Genomic DNA, 18,739 nt, shown 5'->3' with positions numbered 1-18,739 from the left:
TGAATCCCTCTTCCTTGAGGTTAAGCGGCTTTGCTTTCGGTCAACGACACAACGCTGCCCTGGCACAACTCGATGATGCGCGTCGCGGCGCGGGCGGCACCTTCGCCATCCGGTGCGGCCACTTGCTGATGCGGTGCGTAATAGGTCGAAGCGTCGGTGTCTTTTTCCAGTTCGCCCTGGATCAGTTCGACGATCGCATCGCGGTCGTGGCCCAGATGCGTCGGGAAACCCAGCAGCTCCAGACGGCGCAGCGCCTCGAGTTCGTGGTACTCGGATTTGGACGGCAGCACGAACAGCGTCGGAATCTGCAGTGCGGCGATTTCCGTTACGGTGATCCAGCCCGGCGCCGAAATCAGCAGGCTGGCTTCGCGCAGCAGGCCCATCCAGTCCGGGTAGTACGGCACGCAGACGACGCCGTCCTGAGCCTGGATATCCTGACGGCCGAGCAACACCAGTTTCAGTTCCGGATTGCGCTCGCGCAGGATCTTGAAGCTGTCCAGATACGCAGCGAGCAGCGCATCCTTGTTCTGGGCAAACATCGTGGTGCCGCTGATCGAAGCCACAATGAACGGCGAGTCGCCGAGGTTCAGTTGCTCGCGCACGTTCAAGCCGGTCTGCACATTGATGTCGCGGATCATCGGGCCGACAAAATGCGCCTTGCCGCTGACCAGCGCTTCGGCCACCGGCGTGCCCTGATCGAGGGAAGCCACGTACGGTTTGTCGGTCAGCACCAGTTGGCTCTGATTGATCATCCAGTTGAACTGGCTGTGCAGCGCGGTGCGGGCCCGGGCCATTTCCAGCGCGTTGACTTCGAAACCGCCGTCGGCCAGATCATGGTCTTCGAGCTGGCACAGGGTGAAGTCGTAGCGCTCGGTGACGAACACCAGCGGCGTACCGCTGAAAATCGCGGCCAGGCAGGCGGCCATGTTGTAGTCCGACACCAGAGCGGTCGGTTTGTACTCGGCGATCAGGGCCAGGTAAGACAGAATCCGCTCGCCGGACAAGAAGGTATTGGCGATATATCCGCCGATGTAATTATTCCAGTCGAGTTCTTTCGACAAGTTGCTCTTTTTCGAGTAATCGACCAAACGTCCGGCAATATCCACAACTTCTACGCCAGACTTTTCGAACATCGGCGTGAAGGTTGGCTGCAAGGAAGCCAGTGCCACAGTCAGTGGCATGTCCGGACGCTGTTTCTTGATCGCCTGCGCGATGGACAGCGCGCGCATGTTGTGACCGGAACCGGTTGGATTGGGGGCAAATAAAATCATTCCTGAATCTCCATTAGTTGAACAACGCCATGAACCACAGTGTTTTCCAATACATCCCTTATAACCACCGAGTACGGTTTGATAACGGCACCGTCACCAATATTCAGTGGACCTACCAAGATGGCGCCCTCGCCAATAACGCAACGACTTCCAATGCGCACCGGTGCCTCCTCCCAGGGCAGTGAGCGGAATGAATGATCATGAGTGGAGGCAACGATCGTGACCCCCTCGGACAACTCGCTGAAAGCACCGACGGATACGCCGCCGGCCGCCTCGATAACCACACCGGCAGCCAGTCGCGCGCCGGTGCCCAATTCGATGCCACCCAGTTGTGACATGCCGCCCTGACGGCTGCTGCGCCCGATCAGGATGCAGTCCCGGGCGATTTCCACCGACGCCCCGCCGCGCAATTCGGCATCGATCAGGGCGTCGTCGCTGATGTCCCAGGTCTGGGTGTCGGGGTTCAGCGACTTGAGCCGCGCGACCGACTGCGTGGACCGATCGAGCATTGACGGCAAGCCTTGGCGCGCCCGGTCCCGGACTTTGGCCAGCACCGGTTCCGGGCTCGGCCGGCCGTCCTCGACCACGGTGCGCCGGGCAATGACCCGCGCCGGACGACCGACGACGATTGCGTCCGGCGGCACATCCGCTGTCACCAACGCGCCAGCCGCCACCACGGCCCCGGCACCGATGGAAACACCGGCGGCCACGGTGGCCTTTGCGCCCAGCCAGACGTTTTCGGCAATCCGAACCGGAGACTGCGCCGTCCCCAGGCACTGGGCGCCGGTGGCGAACATGCTGGATTTGCCGATGGACGCATACCGCAAATCGCACCTGAAGCCGATGAAGCAGTCATCGCTTATCTGCACATGTGTCAGGCGACTGCCGACACGCACCCAGACGTGCCGGCCAAGTTCACTCGCACTATCAACAATCGTCGAAACTTCAATTACGTTTATGTCGTCCACAATAAAGCCTCATTCCATTGATGCCGGGCACATAAAAATTCGATAGGCGTGCGTATCCCGCAGATATAAATCCGCCAGTGCACAAATAATAATTAACTGTTTATTTAAGGCTTCAACTCAAAGCACGCGAGACATTGCGTCCGCGCCGCTTATTAACTGTCCGGTTCATTCAACTGTCATTATTCATTAACAACAGGTAGAAGTTCACACTTGAGCCAAGAGCCAAGTCAGTTTCGAGATGAGAAAAAGCCGATTCAAGTCTGTCCGTGACTCAGGTTAAGCTCCCTTTGGAGGAATAGTTCTTTAGTACGAATGTTATAGTACAGACGATTTTGTTTTGCAATAGGTGTCAGAATGGTTATCTCGTTTTAGTCTAAAAATTGATTGAACTTTTATGGTGCACGCTTGTACCAAAACCTTCTTATATGCACAGCGTTGGTGCAATTCGGTAGATGCGCAGATCTCCTCAGCGCTTACAGGCATCTGGAGGTCGACCCAAGACATTCCAACAGCACCCGCGAAGGCTACGGTGACGGCTCCAACTCCCTTTGGCCTGGAGCCGTCATGCCCGCACCTATCACCGTTCTGCGCGACACCCATCCCCTGCCCGTACTCGACGCCTGCAAATGGGAAAAACTCGAGGGCGACCCGCACACCGTCAACCTCAACGCCTACACCAGCGAAGACGGCAGCAAGATCATGGGCACGTGGATCTGCACGCCGGGCAAGTGGCGGGTGGATTACGTGAAGTGGGAGTACTGCCATTTCCAGGAAGGCTACTGCGTGATTACCCCGGACGGCATGGAGCCGATCCATCTGCGCGCTGGCGACATCTTCGTGGTCGAGCCAGGCATGAAGGGCACCTGGGAAGTGGTCGAGACAGTGCGCAAATATTTCGTGTTCGCCTGATACAAAAAAGCCGGGAAACCACCCGACGTGATTTCCCGGCAACACCTACTGCATCTGAATTGCAGACCTGCGACGAGCGCAGGCCTGACGACGATTACTGCGGCTTGCGATAGCTGTTGATGATCGCCGAGAAGTCCTTACCCCCTTCCCCGCGCTGACTCATCGCCTGATACAACTGCTGCGCCACCGCGCCCAGCACCACCGGCTGATGGGCCTGACGCGCCGCTTCGGTGGCCAGCCCCAGATCCTTGAGCATCAGCTCGGCGCCGAAGCCACCGGTGTAACCGCGCGAGGCCGGCGCCGTTTCGACGATCCCCGGCCACGGGTTGTACATTTCCGAACTCCAGCAACGCCCGGTCGAGCTGTTGATGATCCCGGCAAGCACGCCGGTGTCGATCCCCAGCGCGTCGCCCAGGGCCATCGCCTCGCTGACGCCGACCATCGAAATGGCGAGCAACAGGTTGTTGCAGATCTTGGCGATCTGGCCGGTGCCGACCTCACCGCAATGCACGATGTTGCGGCCCATCTGCGCCAGCACCGGTTGCAGGGTGGCGAACAGTTCAGGAGTGGCGCCGACCATGAAGGTCAGCGTCCCGGCCGTGGCGCCGCCAGTACCGCCGGACACCGGTGCATCGGCCATGGCCACGCCTTGTTTGGCGGCCGCCGCTGCCACATCGCGTGCGGTCTGCGGATCGATGGTGCTGCAATCCACTGCTGGCACGCCTTTACCGATCCCGGCCAGCACACCGTCCTCACCGAGCCAGACGCTGCGCACATGCACCGCCGCCGGCAGCATGGTGATCACCAGTTCTGCATCTTCAGCGGCCTCGCGAGCCGAAGCGCGGATAGTGCCGCCCAGTTGCTCGAGTTCCGCCAGCACGGTTTTGTTCAGGTCCACCAGATTCAGCGAATGCCCGGCCTTGATCAGGTTGCGCGCCATCGGCGCGCCCATGTTGCCCAGACCGATAAATGCGATTTTCATGGCCATTCCTCAGCGCAGGTTGATGGTGGTATTCACGCCGTCGTTGACGCTGTCGTCATCGAACCAGCGCGCCGTGACCGTTTTGGTCTGGGTGTAGAACTGCACCACTTGCTTGCCGTACGGGCCGAGGTCGCCGAGTTTCGAACCACGCGAACCGGTGAAGCTGAAGAACGGCACCGGCACCGGAATCGGAATGTTGATGCCGACCTGGCCAACGTCGATTTCAGTCTGGAACTTACGCGCCGCCGCACCGCTCTGGGTGAACAGGCCGGTGCCGTTGCCGAATGGGTTGGCGTTGACCAGCGCGATGGCCTGATCGAGGGTGTCGACTTCCAGCACCACCAGCACCGGGCCGAAGATTTCCTGGGTGTAGATCTGCATGTCGGTGGTCACCCCGGAGAACAGGGTCGGGCCGACAAAGTTGCCTTTCTCGTAGCCCGGCACGCTGATGTCGCGACCGTCCAGCTCGAGTTTGGCGCCTTCCTTGATGCCGCTTTCGATCAGATCGAGAATCCGCGCCTTGGCCTTTTTCGAAATGACCGGACCGACATCGGTGCCCGGCTCGTTGCCGGCGTTGACCTTGAGTTTCTGCGCCAGCGCTTTCAGATCCGGCAACCATTGTTTGGCCGCACCCACCAGCACCACCACCGAGGTGGCCATGCAACGCTGACCGGCCGCACCGAAACCGGCGCCGACCAGCGCATTGAGCGCTTGCTCGCGATTGGCATCCGGCAGCACCACCGCGTGGTTCTTCGCGCCCATCATCGATTGCACGCGCTTGCCATGCTTACCGGCCAGGTCATAAACGTGGGTGCCGACGGCGGTCGAACCGACAAACGAAACCGCCTTGATGTCCTTGTGGGTGCAAAGGCCATCGACCACGTCCTTGCCACCATGGACGACGTTCAAAACACCGGCCGGAATGCCCGCTTCAATCGCCAGTTCCACCAGCAACATGGTCGACAGCGGATCCTGTTCGGATGGCTTGAGGACGAAGGTGTTGCCGCAGGCGATGGCCATCGGGAACATCCACAGCGGAATCATTGCCGGGAAGTTGAACGGAGTGATGCCGGCGCAAACGCCGATCGGCTGGCGCAAGGTGTAGGTGTCGACGCCGCCGGCCACGTTCTCGGCGAACTCGCCCATTTGCAGGCTGCCGATGGAGCAGGCGTGCTCGACCACTTCCAGGCCACGGAAAATGTCGCCTTCGGCATCGGCAATGGTCTTGCCCTGCTCGGCGCTCAGCACCACGGCGATGCGTTTGGAATGCTCACGGATCAACGCCTGCAGCTTGAGCATGATGCGCATGCGCGCGCCGATCGGGGTCAGTTTCCAGGTCTGGAAGGCGCGCTGTGCGGCGCTGACGGCGGCGTCGACTTCAGCGGCGGTGGCGAACGGAACCTTGGCCAGAACCTGCTGGGTCGCCGGGTTGACGATGTCGTGCCACTCGGTGGTCTGCGACTCGACCCACTCGCCGTCGATCAGCAGCTTGACCTTCTGGATCGTGGTTTCGTTGGGCGTAAGCGATGCGTTCATGCTGGTCTCCAGAACTTGTTTTTATCTTAGGAGCCAAGGCGAAAGGTTCGCCTTGAGATGAGGCGTGTGTCACGAATTGGTTGTCGGACTGTTTTTGGAGTATAGATGTGCAAACTTCTAATAAGAACGCACATATAAGCCCGTCCATCATGCAAAAAAACATCACGTCTTTAGGCTCGCTGAACTGGGACGACCTCAAGTTTTTCCTCGAAGTCGCCCGCACCCGCAAGGCCAGCACCGCGGCCAAACGCTTGGCTGTGGATTACACCACCGTGTCGCGGCGGATCAGTTCGCTGGAATCGGCGCTCGGCACTTTGCTGTTCGAAAAGTCCCGCACCAGTGGTTTCGTGCTGACTGCCGAAGGCCAGCGCCTGCTGAGTTACGCCGAGTCGATTGAAAGCACGCTGCACATGGCCTGCGAGCAGGTGTCAGGCTCCGGCGTCGCGCTGTCCGGGCATGTGCGCATGGGCTGCACCGAAGGTTTCGGCAGCTTCTTCATCACCCCGCAACTGAGCCACTTCGTCGACGCCTACCCGGCGATCTCGGTGGACATCCTGCCGCTGCCGCACTTCATCAGCCTGTCCAAACGCGAGGCCGACATCGTCATCGCCCTCGAACGCCCGGAACACGGGCCGTACGTGTGCTGCAAACTCTGCGACTACCGCTTGCAGCTCTACGCGACCCAGGAATACCTCGACAAACACCCGCCGATCCGCCGCCCCGCCGACCTGGGCAAGCATCAATTCATCAGTTATGTGGATGATCTGGCGTTCAGCTCGGAGCTGCTGTATCTGGCGAACGTGTTGCCCGGCGCCAGCGCCAATTTGCGCAGCACCAGCGTGATCGCGCAGTTCGTGGCGGCGCAGCAGGGGCGCTCATTGGCGATTCTGCCGTGCTTCCTCGCAGCACAGGATCCGCGCCTGTTGCCGGTGCTGCCGGAGGAAATCGACATCACCCGGCAGTTCTGGATGTACTGCCGGGAGGATCTGCGCAAGCTCAAGCGGATCACCCTGTTGTGGGATTACATCCGTGAAGTGACCGAGCGCAATCAGGGTCTGTTGATGGGTGAGACCCGCGAAATGCAATTCGCCGATTAATCGGCGCTGACCACAATCGACACCCGGCGGTTTTCGGTGCGGCCGGCGGCGGTGTCGTTCGAGGCGACCGGTTCGCGGCTGCCGAGGCCTTGCAGCTGAATGTTCTCTTCCTTCATGCCGACCGACGTCAGCACTTTGCCGACGCTTTTCGCGCGACGCAGAGACAGCTGCTGGTTGTAGGTTTCCTTGCCCGAAGCGTCGGTATGGCCATCGACCCGCACGCGCTCGATGCCGACACCCAGCAACGCTTTGCCGATGCGCTCGACGATTTCGGTACTTTGCTGGTTCAGGCTTTCGACATCGCTGCCAAACAGCACTTTGCCCGACAGGCCGAACTCCCAGCCATCATCGGTCAACTCGAAGCCTTGCTGCTTGAGGACCGCAACCTGGGCGGGCGTCAGGCCTTTTTGCGGGGCGGTCTGGCAACCGGTCAGGGCCAGCATGGCCGTCAGCAACAGGGTGGAAAACAGTCGAAAGGAAAGTGAGAACACGGGCATCAGCTCCTGGTTTGAACGGGATCGACCGGGTGCTCCGACCCGGCCGTGGATTGGGCGCCGCGCGACAAACGCTTGGCTTGATACATCGCGGCATCGGCCGCATCGAGCAAGGTGCCGGGCGTGACGCCATGATCGGGGTAAACCGCGATGCCGATACTGAGCGACGTCACGACACTGCTGTCGCCCGGCAGCGCAATCGGGGTGTCCATGCTGGCGAGGATCTTGTCGGCAATGCGCTCGGCGTCTTCGGTCTTGTGCAAGGGCGTGAGCAGAACGGCGAACTCGTCACCGCCCAGACGCGCCACCAGATCCTCTTCACGCAACTGCGCCCGCACCCGATTAGCCACCGCCACCAGCACCGCGTCACCGGCGGCATGACCGAAGTTGTCGTTGATGTCCTTGAAGCGGTCGCTGTCGAGAAACAGCACCGCCACGCGCTCGTTGAGTTTGTGGGCGCTGCGTAGCGCACGGATCAGGCGGCCTTCGAAAAAGGCCCGGTTCGGCAAGCCGGTGAGACTGTCGTGGCTGGCCTGGTGGGCGAGGGTTTCGTTCTCGCTTTGCAGGTGGGTTTGCCAGTCTTCGAGTTCATCGAGCAAGGCATTGAAGTCATTGCCGAGGTTGTCCAGTTCGGCAATCTTCGCCCGTGGCACCCGTCGATCCAGTGCCCGCTCGCTGCGGGCCGCATGCGCCACCGCCGCCAGGCTGTGCAACGGGCCGATGATCCTGCGCAACTGACGCTGCGCCAGATAGAGCGCGACCCAGGCGCTGATCGCCGTGCAGAGAATGATCCCCGCCAGACCGCTCAACAGAAAGCGCATCAGGCTGCCGCCGTGGCCGATCAGTAAAATGCGCCCGATCTCGCGATCCTGATGCTGAATCGGCAGGTTGATGGGTTTTTCCAGAATCACTCGCGCAACCTGCATCTCCAGCTCGGAAATCAGGCCGTTCTCCGGACGCTGCCAGCGCGCGAGCAATTGGCCCTGAGTGTCCAGCACCTGGGCATCGGCCACTTCTTCGGTCGAGGCGATCAACGCCAGCGCTTCGGTCGCGGCGGCCTTGTCGTTGAACACCACGGCGGCTTCCACGGTGTAACTGATCGAGCGGGCGATCAAGTGCAGGTTGTGATCGGCATAGACCCGCAGCGCCAGCACCCCGAGCAGCGTCAGCGACACGCTGGCCATTGCCACGGCGACCAGCGCCACAATCAGGTTGCCACGGCCGATGACCGAGCCGAGGGTCGGGCGCCCTGTGGATTTGTCGCGTCTCATGGCACCGCCGGTTTGCGGCGCGACAACTGCAGCACGCTGGGATGAATGCGCACACCGCTGCGGGCAACGGAGTCGAGATTGACCTCGAACGACACTTGTTCATCACCAACCCGCAGGCAGAACAGGCTACCGACCGTGCATTGATCGCCGCCTTCGCTGATGCTCAGCACCGGATGGCCGATCAGGGACGCGAACAGCCGGCTGCGTTCGTCGGTCGTAAGCTTACCGATGTAGACCGCGTCGCACTCGCTGACGATGGCCGGATTGTCGGCCAACAGTCGACGCACGATGACCGGACGGCCCGTGGCCTGGGTCGTGCCCTTGACCAGGTCGTCGGTGTATTCGGTCGGGCCGACGATGCACAAACGTAATTGCGCCGGCTCTACCGGCCAGCGCGCGTAACTGAGGATACCGAGGACAACCTGGGTGACGGATTTGGCCCGCTGTTCGGCCATGCCCGTCGGGGGTTGAGCCTGGGCAGCGGCCACACCCGTGAGCAAACAGAGCACACCGGCAAGCAACGCCCGCTTGCAGCCAACTACGCGCTCTGTCGCCCAGACAGCCACCTTCATGCAGGGATTCTCTTGGATCGTTACGAAATGATGCCGCAACGATAGCACAGGGTTGGAACACCAGCGATACAGCGACCTCTGACCGGTCGATCAATTATCGGCGGCAATCGAAGGCACCTTCATCCTTTATGCGGCACCCCTTCTTCCAGTTCCAGCATCAGTCCACTCAGGCGCTTCACCTTGCGCTGCACCGCTTCTTCAAACACGCCGCTCCGAGGTTCGATCAAGGTGAACCAGTCCTTGGCCCGGGTAATTCCGGTGTAGATCAGCTCCTTGGTCAACACGGGATTCAGGGCGTCCGGCAGGATCAACGCGGTATGGGCAAACTCCGAGCCCTGCGACTTGTGCACGGTCATCGCATAGACGGTCTCGACATCGTTGAGCCGGCTCGGCAGCACGAAACGCACCCCTCCGCGCCCGTCGTTACGCGGGAACGCCACTCGCAACACCGACTTGCCGGCATCCGGGCCATCGCGCTCGGGCAATTTCAGGGCGATACCGATGTCACCGTTCATCAGCCCCAGACCGTAGTCATTTCGGGTCATCAGCACCGGCCGGCCTTCGTACCATTGCTGATCGCTTTCGATCAGCCGCGCTTTGAGTAACGCGTCGGTGATGCGCTGGTTCAGCCCCTCGACACCCCACGGCCCTTTGCGCACTGCGCACAACAACTGGAAGGTATCGAAGGCCCGCAGGACGTCACGCGCCCAGTCGACCCAGCCTGAATGTTCGAGCGGCGTTCCAATCGCCGGACGTCGATCGCGCAAAACGCTCAGATAATGTCGATAACCGTGAGGGCCTTCGCCGTGTCCATCGAGCACCAGGTGCTCAAGTTTCCGGTCGTGCTCGTTCTGAAGCGGCAACGAAAACACATCTCCATGAGTCTTGGCTTCCAGCAACTGCCGAGCCTCGTCCGGGAGTTGCTGATTCACCCGCCGCGCCAGTTGGCCGATGCCGCTGCCCTCGCCGAAACGCCGCGAGTGACGCAACATCACCACTTGCTGGGCCAGCGGGTGCGAACCGTCAGTGCCTTCGTGCAAGCCGCTGTCCTGCAGGGATTCGCCGCTTACACTCTCCAGCCACTGGCGGGTCTGCGGACTGTACCAACCGGCTTCGGCATCGCGGCACAAATCTCCCAGCACCGCACCAGCCTCCACCGAGGCCAGTTGATCCTTGTCGCCCAGCAACACCAATCGGGCATGAGGCGGCAAGGCATCGAGCAGGTTGGCCATCATTTCCAGGTCGATCATGGACGCTTCATCGACCACCAGAACGTCCAGGGGCAGACGGTTACCGGCATGGTGGCGAAAGTGCCGCGTGCCGGGACGACTGCCGAGCAGGCGGTGCACCGTGGTCACCTCGGTCGGGATTTTTTCCCGGACGCTATCAGCGACCTTCAGCGATTGCACCTGCTGACTGATGGACTCGGTCAGCCGCGCCGCCGCTTTACCGGTAGGCGCCGCGAGCCGAATGCGCAATGGTTGATGCGCCTCGACCGCAGGTGCCTGGAGCAACGCCAGCAAACGGACCACCGTCGTCGTCTTGCCGGTACCTGGACCGCCCGTGATGATGCTGAAGGCACTTCGGGTGGCCAGGGCGCAGGCGAGTTTCTGCCAGTCGATGACATCCGCACGCTGCGCTGGATCGAACAGCTCGTCCAGCCGCCGTGCAAGATCGGATGGTGTCGCTTCCTGCTCCGCGAGCCGCTGACGCAATGCGCTGTCGATACGCCGCTCGTAGGCCCAATAGCGCCGCAAGTACAAGCGCTTGCCGGACAACACCAACGGGCGTTCCTGCGACGACGCACTTTCGTCGGCGGCCAGTGCCACCAGCGAACTGCCGGCCAGTACCTTGCACCAGTGCGCTCCGTCGAGGGTTTCGAGCAGTTGCGATGGCAGCAGCAACACGCCGGGTTGTGCATCCCCCTCTGGCGGTAGGGACAAAGCGAAATCCGGCGCCTTGAGGGTTTCGAACAGATCCAGACAGACATGACCATGGCCGAGCTGGTGACTGGTCAATGCGGCGGCGAGCAACACCAGCGGATCGACATCGGGTGCCAACTCATGAAGAAAGGCCACGAATGCCTTGTCCAGTGCCCGCAACCAGCCACGCTCGACCCATTGGGTCAGCAACAGCAACAGATCATCGGCACGGGTCAGGGGCGTCAGCTGCGCGAGGCTGTCGGCGGTCAGCGGCGTGGGCAGCAGGTCGGCGAACGTCCGTTTCATAGCAATACTCCCTGTTCCCACGCGGGCTCGGCCTTGGGTTGCGGTTTGCCCTGGAACATCAAGTCCAGACGCTCGATCAGCGCCCTTGGTGGTCGCGCGAAGTAAACGCCACCGCCAGGGGCCCGTGTCCCGCGCAGGAACAGATACAACGCGCCGCCGATATGCCGGTCGTAGTCGTAATCGGCGAGCCGCGCCTTGAGCTGACGATGCAGTGCCAACAGGTACAGCACGTATTGCAGGTCATAACGGTTGTCGAGGATCGACTGCTCCATGGCCCGCTCGGTGTACGCAGCGTCATCGACGCCCAGCCAGTTGGATTTGTAATCGGCCACGTAGTAACGACCCTCGTGCTCGAACGTCAGGTCGATAAAGCCTTTGAACATGCCATTGAGCTGCACCGCTTCGGCGCCGACCCGGGCCACGCCGTTGTGGGTGAACTGACGCACCTGTTCGTCGAGCTTGAGCACGTCGACTTTGTGGCTGGCAAACCAGAACTCCATCTCGACCCGATACTGCTTCAATTGCCCAAGCACCACTGGCGGTTGGTCGAGCCCTGCGGGCAGTGGCAGTTTGAGCAAGTGTTGCAACCAGTCGCCGAGGGTGGTGATCCAGCCTTCCCAACCCCGCCGATTGCAACGCCGGGCGATCGCATCGTCCAGCGACTCGCGGGTGACCGCGAACCCTTCCTCCCCTGCCCACTCCAGCAAACCGTGAAGAAACGTTCCCGGATTCGGCCCGCGAGGGAAGCGGTGAATATCGGCCCCGCCGGCGATGATCTCGCGCGGAGCTTCAGGATCGAGGCGTTCGTCGTCGAACAGTTTTTGCGCTTGCGGACTGTCAGGAGCTTCGTCATTGCCGACGCTCAGCACGTCACTGATGCGCAAGGCGCTGTACGATGCGATCCACCAGTTTTCGCTGGCCCTGCGGCTCGGTAAAAGGGTGGCACGTAGCATGGCTTCGTTACGCGGAGGCTGATACTCCTCGCTGGTGGCCGCCGGCATTTCAACAACGCTCAGCGCCGAACAACCCTGTTGCAGATCGTCCAGCCAACGGGCCAAACCGCTGGATTCACCCAACGTTGCGCCACCGCCCAACAGATAGCCCAGTGCAGAAAGATGCAGCACCGAGCTGCTGTGATTGCCGCGTTTGAGATCCGCCACCCCGAGCCAGCACGCATGTTGTGCGCGAGTCAGCGCGACGTAGAGCAAACGCAGATCCTCCGCCAGGCGCTCGTTGTCCGCCAGGGCGATCAGTTCGGCGTCGGGCTTCAGACTGATGCGGGCCTTGCCGGACTCATCGTGGTAATGCAGCGGCAATCGACTGCCATCCATGGGTTTGGCCGAGCAGATGAAAGGCAGGAACACCAACGGGTATTCAAGCCCCTTGGACTTGTGAATGGTCACGACCTTGACCAGTTGCTCGTCGCTCTCAAGACGCAGGATCTGCTCTTCACCTGCCTGCCCGGACAGCGCCAGATGCTCGGCCAGATGACGGATCAGTGCCTGCTCGCCATCGAGTTCCGACGCGGCCTGTTGCAACAACTCCGACAGATGCAACAGGTTGGTCAGCACCCGCTCGCCATCACTGCGGGCGATGAGCATCTGCGGCAGTTGAAAGTCGTGCAGCAGGCGCCGCAACATCGGCAGCACCCCTTGCTTGCGCCAGAGCTCACGATAACCTCGGAACTGCATGACCCGGGTTTCCCAGACCAACTCGTCCTGATTCAGACGTTCCAGCTCAGCCAGCGGCAGGTTCAGCGTGATGCACGCCAGCGCCGCTTTCAGGGAGCGTTCGACATCCGGCTCGGCACACGCCTTGAGCCACGACAGCAGGTCATGGGCTTCCTGAGCGGCAAAGACCGAGTCCTTGTCCGACAGATAAACGCTGCGGACTCCGCGCGCTGCGAGCTCACCGCGTACCGCCTGCGCCTCTTTACCATCGCGCACCAGGATTGCAATGTCCGCTGGCCGTAGCCCGCGCCAATCCTTGCCGTCCTGCGCAAACCCGGCACGACCGGTTTGCCCGCCATTGAGCAGAGTCGTGATCTCACTGGCGCAGGCCGCCGCCAACTGCTGGCGATAAACCGCCCCGGACAGTGGTTTGTCGGTGGATAAATGCCAGATGTTCAGCGCCGGTACGTCCAGCCCGGATACCTGCAAATGTTCTTTACGACCCTGAGCCTCCACAGGCTGGAACGGCACCGGGTTATCGCCACTTTTCTCTCGGAACAGAAATGCTCCGCGCCCTTGCTCACGGGACTCGGCACGTTCGAAAACATGGTTGACCGCACTGACCATCTCGTGACTGGAACGGAAGTTGGTGCCCAGGGTATGCAGGCGTCCGGTTGTGGCCTGGCGGGCTCGCAGGTAGGTGTAGATGTCCGCGCCACGGAAGGCATAGATCGCCTGCTTGGGGTCGCCAATCAGGAACAGCCCGGTCTCGGGGTTATTCTCTTCAATGCGATAGATGCTTTCGAAGATCCGGTACTGCACCGGGTCCGTGTCCTGGAACTCATCGATCAGGGCGACCGGGAACTGCTCGCGGATGAGCGTGGCGAGCCGCTCCCCACCGTCGGATTGCAAGGCCGAGTCCAGACGCAATAGCATGTCGTCGAAACCCATTTCGGCTCGACGGCGCTTCTCGTCTTCAAAGCGGGCACCGACCCATTTGGCAGCATGCTGCAGCACGGCCGCATCGGGCGTCGGCAAATTGTCGAGGCTCGACTTGAGCACAGGCATGGCATCCAGGCCCGGGTGACTCGGCGGCTCGCCCTTCCAGGCTTCAGCCATGCCCTCCGGCGTGAGCCTGGCGAACCCGGTGCCGATATCCAGTTGCTCGAACGACTCGTCCTCGGCCCAGGCCTTGAGCTTTTCGAACCAGGGTTCGAAATAGCGGGCTTGCATCTTGCGCCCGTCCACGGTTTTGTTGGCGACGCCCTGATGACAGATCGCGAGCAACTCATCGGCCCACTGCCGCCATGGTCCCTTCAACTCCACCAATGCCGCACGGCGTTCCTGCAGGCATTCTTCGATCAGCTCGGAGGGGGTCTTGTCAGAGTCCGCTTCGCGCTCGGTGCCAAACAGCCCACGCACTCGCGGTAACAGGGCCGCCGGACCTCCCCAGTGACTGCGGACCCAGCTCAATGCATCGCCCTGCATCGGATAGCAGAACAGCCGCCAATAATCGCGCAGCACTTCGCCGAGCAGGTCGCTGTGATCGGTTTCCAGGGTCTGGGTAAACAGACTGCCGCTGTCGAACGCATGCTCGCGCAACATTCGCTGACACCAACTGTGGATCGTCGAAACGGCGGCTTCGTCCATCCATTGCGCGGCGATATCCAGGCGGTTCGCGCAACCGGGCCATTGTTGCGGATCGAACTGTGCACGCAGTTCATCGATCAGCGTATCAGGGGGAGGCGTCTCGTCACGAAAGAAACGGGCGGCCTCGGCCAGACGCGTGCGTATACGTTCGCGCAGTTCTTTGGTGGCCGCGTCGGTGAAGGTCACCACGAGAATCTGCGGGGGCAACAGCTCACGACCGAAACCGCTCGCCTCGCCTCCGTGGCCGAGGATCAACCGCAGATACAACGCCGAAATGGTGAACGTCTTGCCAGTGCCCGCACTGGCTTCGATTAGTTGACTGCCTCTTAACGGGAATGCCAGGGCGAGCGGCTGTTGGTTGCTCATGCGCCTGCCTCCTCTTGGGTCCATGAACGCCACGGTGCCTCAAGCAAAGGGCGATACAGTGCATCACACCAACCGGAGAATGTTTCATCCGCCTGCAGTGCATCGAAGTCGACGAATTGTCGGGATAGAGCCGGACTTTCACGCCGCTCGCCTTCGCTGGTCTGACCATCGCCCTCATAGGCTTTACGGGCAGCCGCTTCAGCCTTGACCGGATCGGTCTGGGCCAGCCATGCAAAAGCCGTTTTCACCGCGACCGGAAGTGGCTGGCACATGCCCGTCTGCCAGGCGAGCAGCAGATCCTCGAGAATTCGCCCCGCTCGAGTCCGCTCAAGAGGTTCAAGAAGGAGCGTGTCATCACTGGCCACCAGTGCGGTCGTCAGGGAGAGTCCACTGGCGCACGCGACGAGATGGCTGACCCAGGGCTTGGTCATGCGATGCCATTTGCGGCTCTTGATCGAGCCTATGCTGTTGGGGATTGTTGTGACCGACAGTACGCCGCCATCGGCGCGCCGGTGCAAACCGCCTAGCCATCCTTCAAGGCGCAGTTCCTGCCATTCAAAATTGATCGGTAGCGCGTTGGTTAGCGGTGTCGGCCATAACGCCAACAGCTGTTGATATCGTTGCAACAAGTCTGGCAAAGGCTCGATCAACTCTCGTTGAAGGCATTCACCGAACCCGGCCATGGGCAGCAGTCCGCTGTTCTGCAGGCGTCGGGCTTGAGACTCGAGCGCCTGATCAACATTGTCCGGGTGTCTCAAGGCTGCCCTGAGCAAGCTGTCGCTGAGCATGTATCGCTGCAACGCATCCAGCACAAAGGGTTCCTCGTCAGCCTGAGGTACCTGCGCCGCTTCAAAGTAAACCTTGAGTCGCTGAGTGAAAAAGTGTCGAACCGGATTGCGCAGGAAGTCCTGCAGCAGCTCCAGACTCAACGGTTCCTCCTGAACATGGGGGGCAAGCATTGTTGCGACGTCATTCTGCTCGTGATGCTGATGCAGCACTTGCCATTCGCTGGCATAGCTGAACAGTTTGTCTTCCTCATGGAAGTAGCGCGAACTGAATGGCTGCAACGGATGCTCCTGAGTCATGGCAATCAGAAGATCTTCGTTGTCGTCGACCGATCGCCATCCATTGGCGAGATGATCGCGCAACTGGCCGATCAACACAGAGGCTGGCCGCTCGCTGTTGTCGCGAATGCTGCGGCCCACCCAACTGATGTAAAGCTGATGACGGGCGGACAAGAGCGCTTCGAGCAGAAGATAGCGATCATCCTCCCGACGGGATCGATCTCCCGGCCGGTAGTCGCTGCCCATGAGATCGAAGTCCAGCGGCGGTTGGGCGCGTGGATAATCGCCATCGTTCATTCCCAACAGGCAAACCAGCTTGAACGGGATCGCGCGCATCGGCATCAGTGTGCAAAAGTTCACGGCACCGGCCAGGAAGCGCTGCGACAGACGCCCCTGATCCAGTCCCGCCAGCCAGGCCTCGCGGACGACGGTCAGTGGCAGCTCGTCCAGCAGACCGACGGCTTCACAAGTTTCCAGCCAGGTTTCGCGCAACTCCTCGAGTTGAGCCAGCAGATAGTCGTCATGCTCATCTTCGGGCTTGAAAAACAGCTGCATCAACGCCTGAAGCCGATGTCCCCATTCCTGCGGTTGCGCGGGTTTCATCAGTTGCTGATGCGAGAGTTCCAGTGCATCCAGCAACGCTACCAACGGGCCGATCAACGCGGCATCGAGACCACCGATTTCATCGTAGGGTTCGATATCCCCACAGGCTCCGGAACTGCCGACGGCATAGCCGAGCAGCATCCGACGCAGGCCGAAGCGCCAACTGTTTTGCTCCAGTTCGTCGGGCAATCCCAGTTCGGCCCGTTGCCCGGCATCGATCCCCCAACGTACGCCGGCCCCTTCGATCCAGCGATGCAGAGTCGGCAAGTCTCGCTCCTGCACACCAAACCGGGCGCGTAACGCAGGAACGTCGAGCAGGTCGAGAATTTCACTGACGGGGAAACGACTGTCCGGCAGCTTGAGCAGATGCTCGACAGCGATCAGTAATGGATCCCGTCCGCGCTGCCCCTGATCGGCCATGGTGAAAGGAATGAAGCGTGGATCCTGACGATCCAGTTGGCCAAATACGGCGCGGATATGCGGCGCATAACTATCGATGTCAGGCACCATCACGATCACATCGCGAGGGCGTAATTGAGGGTTGGCACTGAAACGGGCCAGGAGTTGGTCGTGGAGAATCTCCACTTCGCGCTGGGCGCTATGAGCTATGTGAAAGCGGATCGAATCGTCTTGAGTCAGATCGACTGCCGGCCAGAGCGTTCGAGTCTCGCTGAGCGGCCGCAGCTCCAGAATGTCGTCCTGTAACTGATTGAGCATGTTCTTCGGCTGGTTTTCGCTGAACAGATCGATACGTCCATTGCGAAATGCTGCGCGATAGCTGTCCGGCTCGTCGTAGCTTTCGAGAAGGTTGATGTAATCGCGACCTTGCTTGCCCCACGCTGCGAGGAGCGGGTGAGCATGTTGGTGGAGCGATTCCGAATCCAGCACCACAGGCATGCCGTTTTTTCGGGCCTGCCGCTTGTACTGATGACGCAAGAGATCCTTGTCGGCAACGATATCGGCCCAGTGATAACGACAGGGGTTATGGACGCACAATAAAACCTGGCTGAAACGAGACAACCCGGCCAATGCTTCCAGTACCTGGGCGGGCAACGAGGAAATTCCGAAAACGATCACTCGCTGTGGAAGTCCGGTCGGTGCGCGTTCAAGACTGTTGATGCGCTCCATGAACCGCTGGTGCACGCCCGCGCGACTCTGGGCCATGCCTTGCTCGCCCACATCGTCCAGCAGAGCGCGCCACAATTCTGCCTGCCAGCAACTGGTCGGCGAGAGCGGCTTCGCTTCACCTCTTACATTTCGGAGTTGATGATGCCCCTCTGCCCAGTCCTCAAGCCAATCAGCGCGGTAAACCTGGTATTGGTCGAAGAGGTCTGCCAGACGTTCGGACAACTGGTAGCGTTTGCGCAGATCGGTGTCATGGGTGAGAAAGCGTTGTAGCGGTTCGAAATGCGGACGGGTGATGACCTGTGGCAACAGGCGCATCAGACGCCAGGTCAACGGTGCCTTGTCGAGCAGCGACTTTGCCGGAATTTCCTCTCGTCCCAGAACCATCCGGTAAAGCTGCCACATGAAACTGCCCGGCAGTTGCACATCAATAGCGGCGGCGATACCACAGCCGCCGGAGTCGTCCTCTTCAGGGTCCTCAGCCAGTGCCAGCTTGAGCCATTGAGCGATGCCGTTGCTCTGTACGAGCGCGATTTCGTTCTCCAGGGGAGCCAGTGGATAGCGCCGCATGATGCTGATCACAAGGCTGCGCAGTTCATCCAGGCTGTTGCTCTGAACGACCATGAATGCAGCGTTGAGGGACTGGGTGTCCGGCATGAAGGCTTCCTTGGAAAAGTACAAAAGCTAGGGCTGAACCTTAGCATTGTCGGCCGGCGGCGACAGCCGCAAGGCGGCTGAGAATGCTGTAAGAACTTTCCTGCGGGCAAAACAAAACCCCAACTGCTTTCGCAATTGGGGTTTCGGAATTTAATCTTGACGATGACCTACTCTCACATGGGGAAACCCCACACTACCATCGGCGATGCATCGTTTCACTTCTGAGTTCGGGATGGGATCAGGTGGTTCCAACGCTCTATGGTCGTCAAGAAATTC

General features: G+C 60.7%; 12 protein-coding genes and 1 rRNA gene. 2 read left to right on the top strand and 11 right to left on the bottom strand.

Going from position 1 to position 18,739, the window contains the following annotated elements:
* Positions 1 to 20: 20 nt before the first annotated feature.
* Both GQX66_RS14950 and GQX66_RS14945 read right to left on the bottom strand, forming a co-directional pair.
* On the bottom strand, positions 21 to 1,271 hold the full coding sequence (locus tag GQX66_RS14950) for a hypothetical protein (protein WP_007953861.1): 1,251 nt from the start codon (positions 1,269 to 1,271) through the stop codon (positions 21 to 23).
* Positions 1,268 to 2,098 (bottom strand): DapH/DapD/GlmU-related protein, encoded by an 831-nt coding sequence (locus GQX66_RS14945; RefSeq protein ID WP_240869863.1) that lies wholly within the window; start codon positions 2,096 to 2,098, stop codon positions 1,268 to 1,270. The genes GQX66_RS14950 and GQX66_RS14945 overlap by 4 nt, the downstream gene beginning before the upstream one ends.
* Positions 2,099 to 2,803: 705 nt before the next feature.
* Here GQX66_RS14945 and GQX66_RS14940 point away from each other — a divergent pair.
* Complete coding sequence (locus tag GQX66_RS14940; RefSeq protein ID WP_007953863.1) at positions 2,804 to 3,148, top strand: cupin domain-containing protein; 345 nt, start codon at positions 2,804 to 2,806, stop codon at positions 3,146 to 3,148.
* Positions 3,149 to 3,242: 94 nt separating this feature from the next.
* Here GQX66_RS14940 and mmsB read toward each other — a convergent pair whose 3' ends face one another.
* The gene (gene mmsB / locus GQX66_RS14935; protein ID WP_085713193.1) at positions 3,243 to 4,130 is read right to left on the bottom strand and encodes a 3-hydroxyisobutyrate dehydrogenase; all 888 of its coding nucleotides are present in this window, start codon (positions 4,128 to 4,130) and stop codon (positions 3,243 to 3,245) included.
* 9 nt (positions 4,131 to 4,139) lie between these two features.
* Positions 4,140 to 5,666: a CoA-acylating methylmalonate-semialdehyde dehydrogenase gene (locus GQX66_RS14930; RefSeq protein WP_011332335.1), complete on the bottom strand. Its 1,527-nt coding sequence runs from the start codon at positions 5,664 to 5,666 to the stop codon at positions 4,140 to 4,142.
* A gap of 149 nt (positions 5,667 to 5,815) precedes the next feature.
* On the opposite strand from GQX66_RS14930, the gene GQX66_RS14925 reads away from it, so the two are divergent.
* Positions 5,816 to 6,763 (top strand): LysR family transcriptional regulator, encoded by a 948-nt coding sequence (locus GQX66_RS14925; RefSeq protein ID WP_064382631.1) that lies wholly within the window; start codon positions 5,816 to 5,818, stop codon positions 6,761 to 6,763.
* Here GQX66_RS14925 and GQX66_RS14920 read toward each other — a convergent pair.
* The 7 genes from GQX66_RS14920 to rrf form a co-directional block, all read right to left on the bottom strand.
* A complete protein-coding gene (locus GQX66_RS14920; protein ID WP_170844893.1) occupies positions 6,760 to 7,260 on the bottom strand; it encodes an OmpA family protein in 501 nt (166 codons plus the stop codon). The two genes, GQX66_RS14925 and GQX66_RS14920, sit on opposite strands and share 4 nt — an antisense overlap.
* Positions 7,260 to 8,528, bottom strand: coding sequence for a diguanylate cyclase (locus tag GQX66_RS14915; RefSeq protein ID WP_085746836.1), 1,269 nt, complete (start codon positions 8,526 to 8,528; stop codon positions 7,260 to 7,262). The genes GQX66_RS14920 and GQX66_RS14915 overlap by 1 nt, the downstream gene beginning before the upstream one ends.
* Positions 8,525 to 9,100, bottom strand: a complete 576-nt coding sequence (locus GQX66_RS14910) for a YfiR family protein (RefSeq protein ID WP_085746835.1) — start codon at positions 9,098 to 9,100, stop codon at positions 8,525 to 8,527. The genes GQX66_RS14915 and GQX66_RS14910 overlap by 4 nt, the downstream gene beginning before the upstream one ends.
* Positions 9,101 to 9,219: 119 nt before the next feature.
* Complete coding sequence (gene recD, locus GQX66_RS14905; RefSeq protein ID WP_240869861.1) at positions 9,220 to 11,328, bottom strand: exodeoxyribonuclease V subunit alpha; 2,109 nt, start codon at positions 11,326 to 11,328, stop codon at positions 9,220 to 9,222.
* Complete coding sequence (gene recB, locus GQX66_RS14900; RefSeq protein WP_240869859.1) at positions 11,325 to 15,014, bottom strand: exodeoxyribonuclease V subunit beta; 3,690 nt, start codon at positions 15,012 to 15,014, stop codon at positions 11,325 to 11,327. Before recB ends, recD begins: the two co-directional genes overlap by 4 nt.
* Complete coding sequence (gene recC / locus GQX66_RS14895) at positions 15,011 to 18,463, bottom strand: exodeoxyribonuclease V subunit gamma (RefSeq protein WP_240869856.1); 3,453 nt, start codon at positions 18,461 to 18,463, stop codon at positions 15,011 to 15,013. The genes recB and recC overlap by 4 nt, the downstream gene beginning before the upstream one ends.
* Before the next feature lie 154 nt (positions 18,464 to 18,617).
* Positions 18,618 to 18,733 (bottom strand): 5S ribosomal RNA (rrf, locus tag GQX66_RS14890).
* Between the last annotated feature and the right edge of the window lie 6 nt (positions 18,734 to 18,739).

The organism is Pseudomonas sp. B707, assembly GCF_022496685.1.
In the GTDB taxonomy this organism is placed as follows: Bacteria; Pseudomonadota; Gammaproteobacteria; order Pseudomonadales; family Pseudomonadaceae; genus Aquipseudomonas; species Aquipseudomonas paraglycinae.
The sequence above is the reverse complement of the archived record's forward strand: the minus strand, read 5'-3'. Positions and strand labels throughout refer to the sequence as shown.

What these genes read in the sequence shown, in the direction of transcription:
- GQX66_RS14950 (WP_007953861.1), bottom strand. Translation starts at nt 1,271, where the DNA reads ATGATTTTATTTGCCCCCAATCCAACCGGTTCCGGTCACAACATGCGC.
- GQX66_RS14940 (WP_007953863.1), top strand. Translation starts at nt 2,804, where the DNA reads ATGCCCGCACCTATCACCGTTCTGCGCGACACCCATCCCCTGCCCGTA.
- mmsB (WP_085713193.1), bottom strand. Translation starts at nt 4,130, where the DNA reads ATGAAAATCGCATTTATCGGTCTGGGCAACATGGGCGCGCCGATGGCG.
- GQX66_RS14930 (WP_011332335.1), bottom strand. Translation starts at nt 5,666, where the DNA reads ATGAACGCATCGCTTACGCCCAACGAAACCACGATCCAGAAGGTCAAG.
- GQX66_RS14925 (WP_064382631.1), top strand. Translation starts at nt 5,816, where the DNA reads ATGCAAAAAAACATCACGTCTTTAGGCTCGCTGAACTGGGACGACCTC.
- GQX66_RS14920 (WP_170844893.1), bottom strand. Translation starts at nt 7,260, where the DNA reads ATGCCCGTGTTCTCACTTTCCTTTCGACTGTTTTCCACCCTGTTGCTG.
- GQX66_RS14915 (WP_085746836.1), bottom strand. Translation starts at nt 8,528, where the DNA reads ATGAGACGCGACAAATCCACAGGGCGCCCGACCCTCGGCTCGGTCATC.
- GQX66_RS14910 (WP_085746835.1), bottom strand. Translation starts at nt 9,100, where the DNA reads ATGAAGGTGGCTGTCTGGGCGACAGAGCGCGTAGTTGGCTGCAAGCGG.
- recD (WP_240869861.1), bottom strand. Translation starts at nt 11,328, where the DNA reads ATGAAACGGACGTTCGCCGACCTGCTGCCCACGCCGCTGACCGCCGAC.
- recB (WP_240869859.1), bottom strand. Translation starts at nt 15,014, where the DNA reads ATGAGCAACCAACAGCCGCTCGCCCTGGCATTCCCGTTAAGAGGCAGT.
- recC (WP_240869856.1), bottom strand. Translation starts at nt 18,463, where the DNA reads ATGCCGGACACCCAGTCCCTCAACGCTGCATTCATGGTCGTTCAGAGC.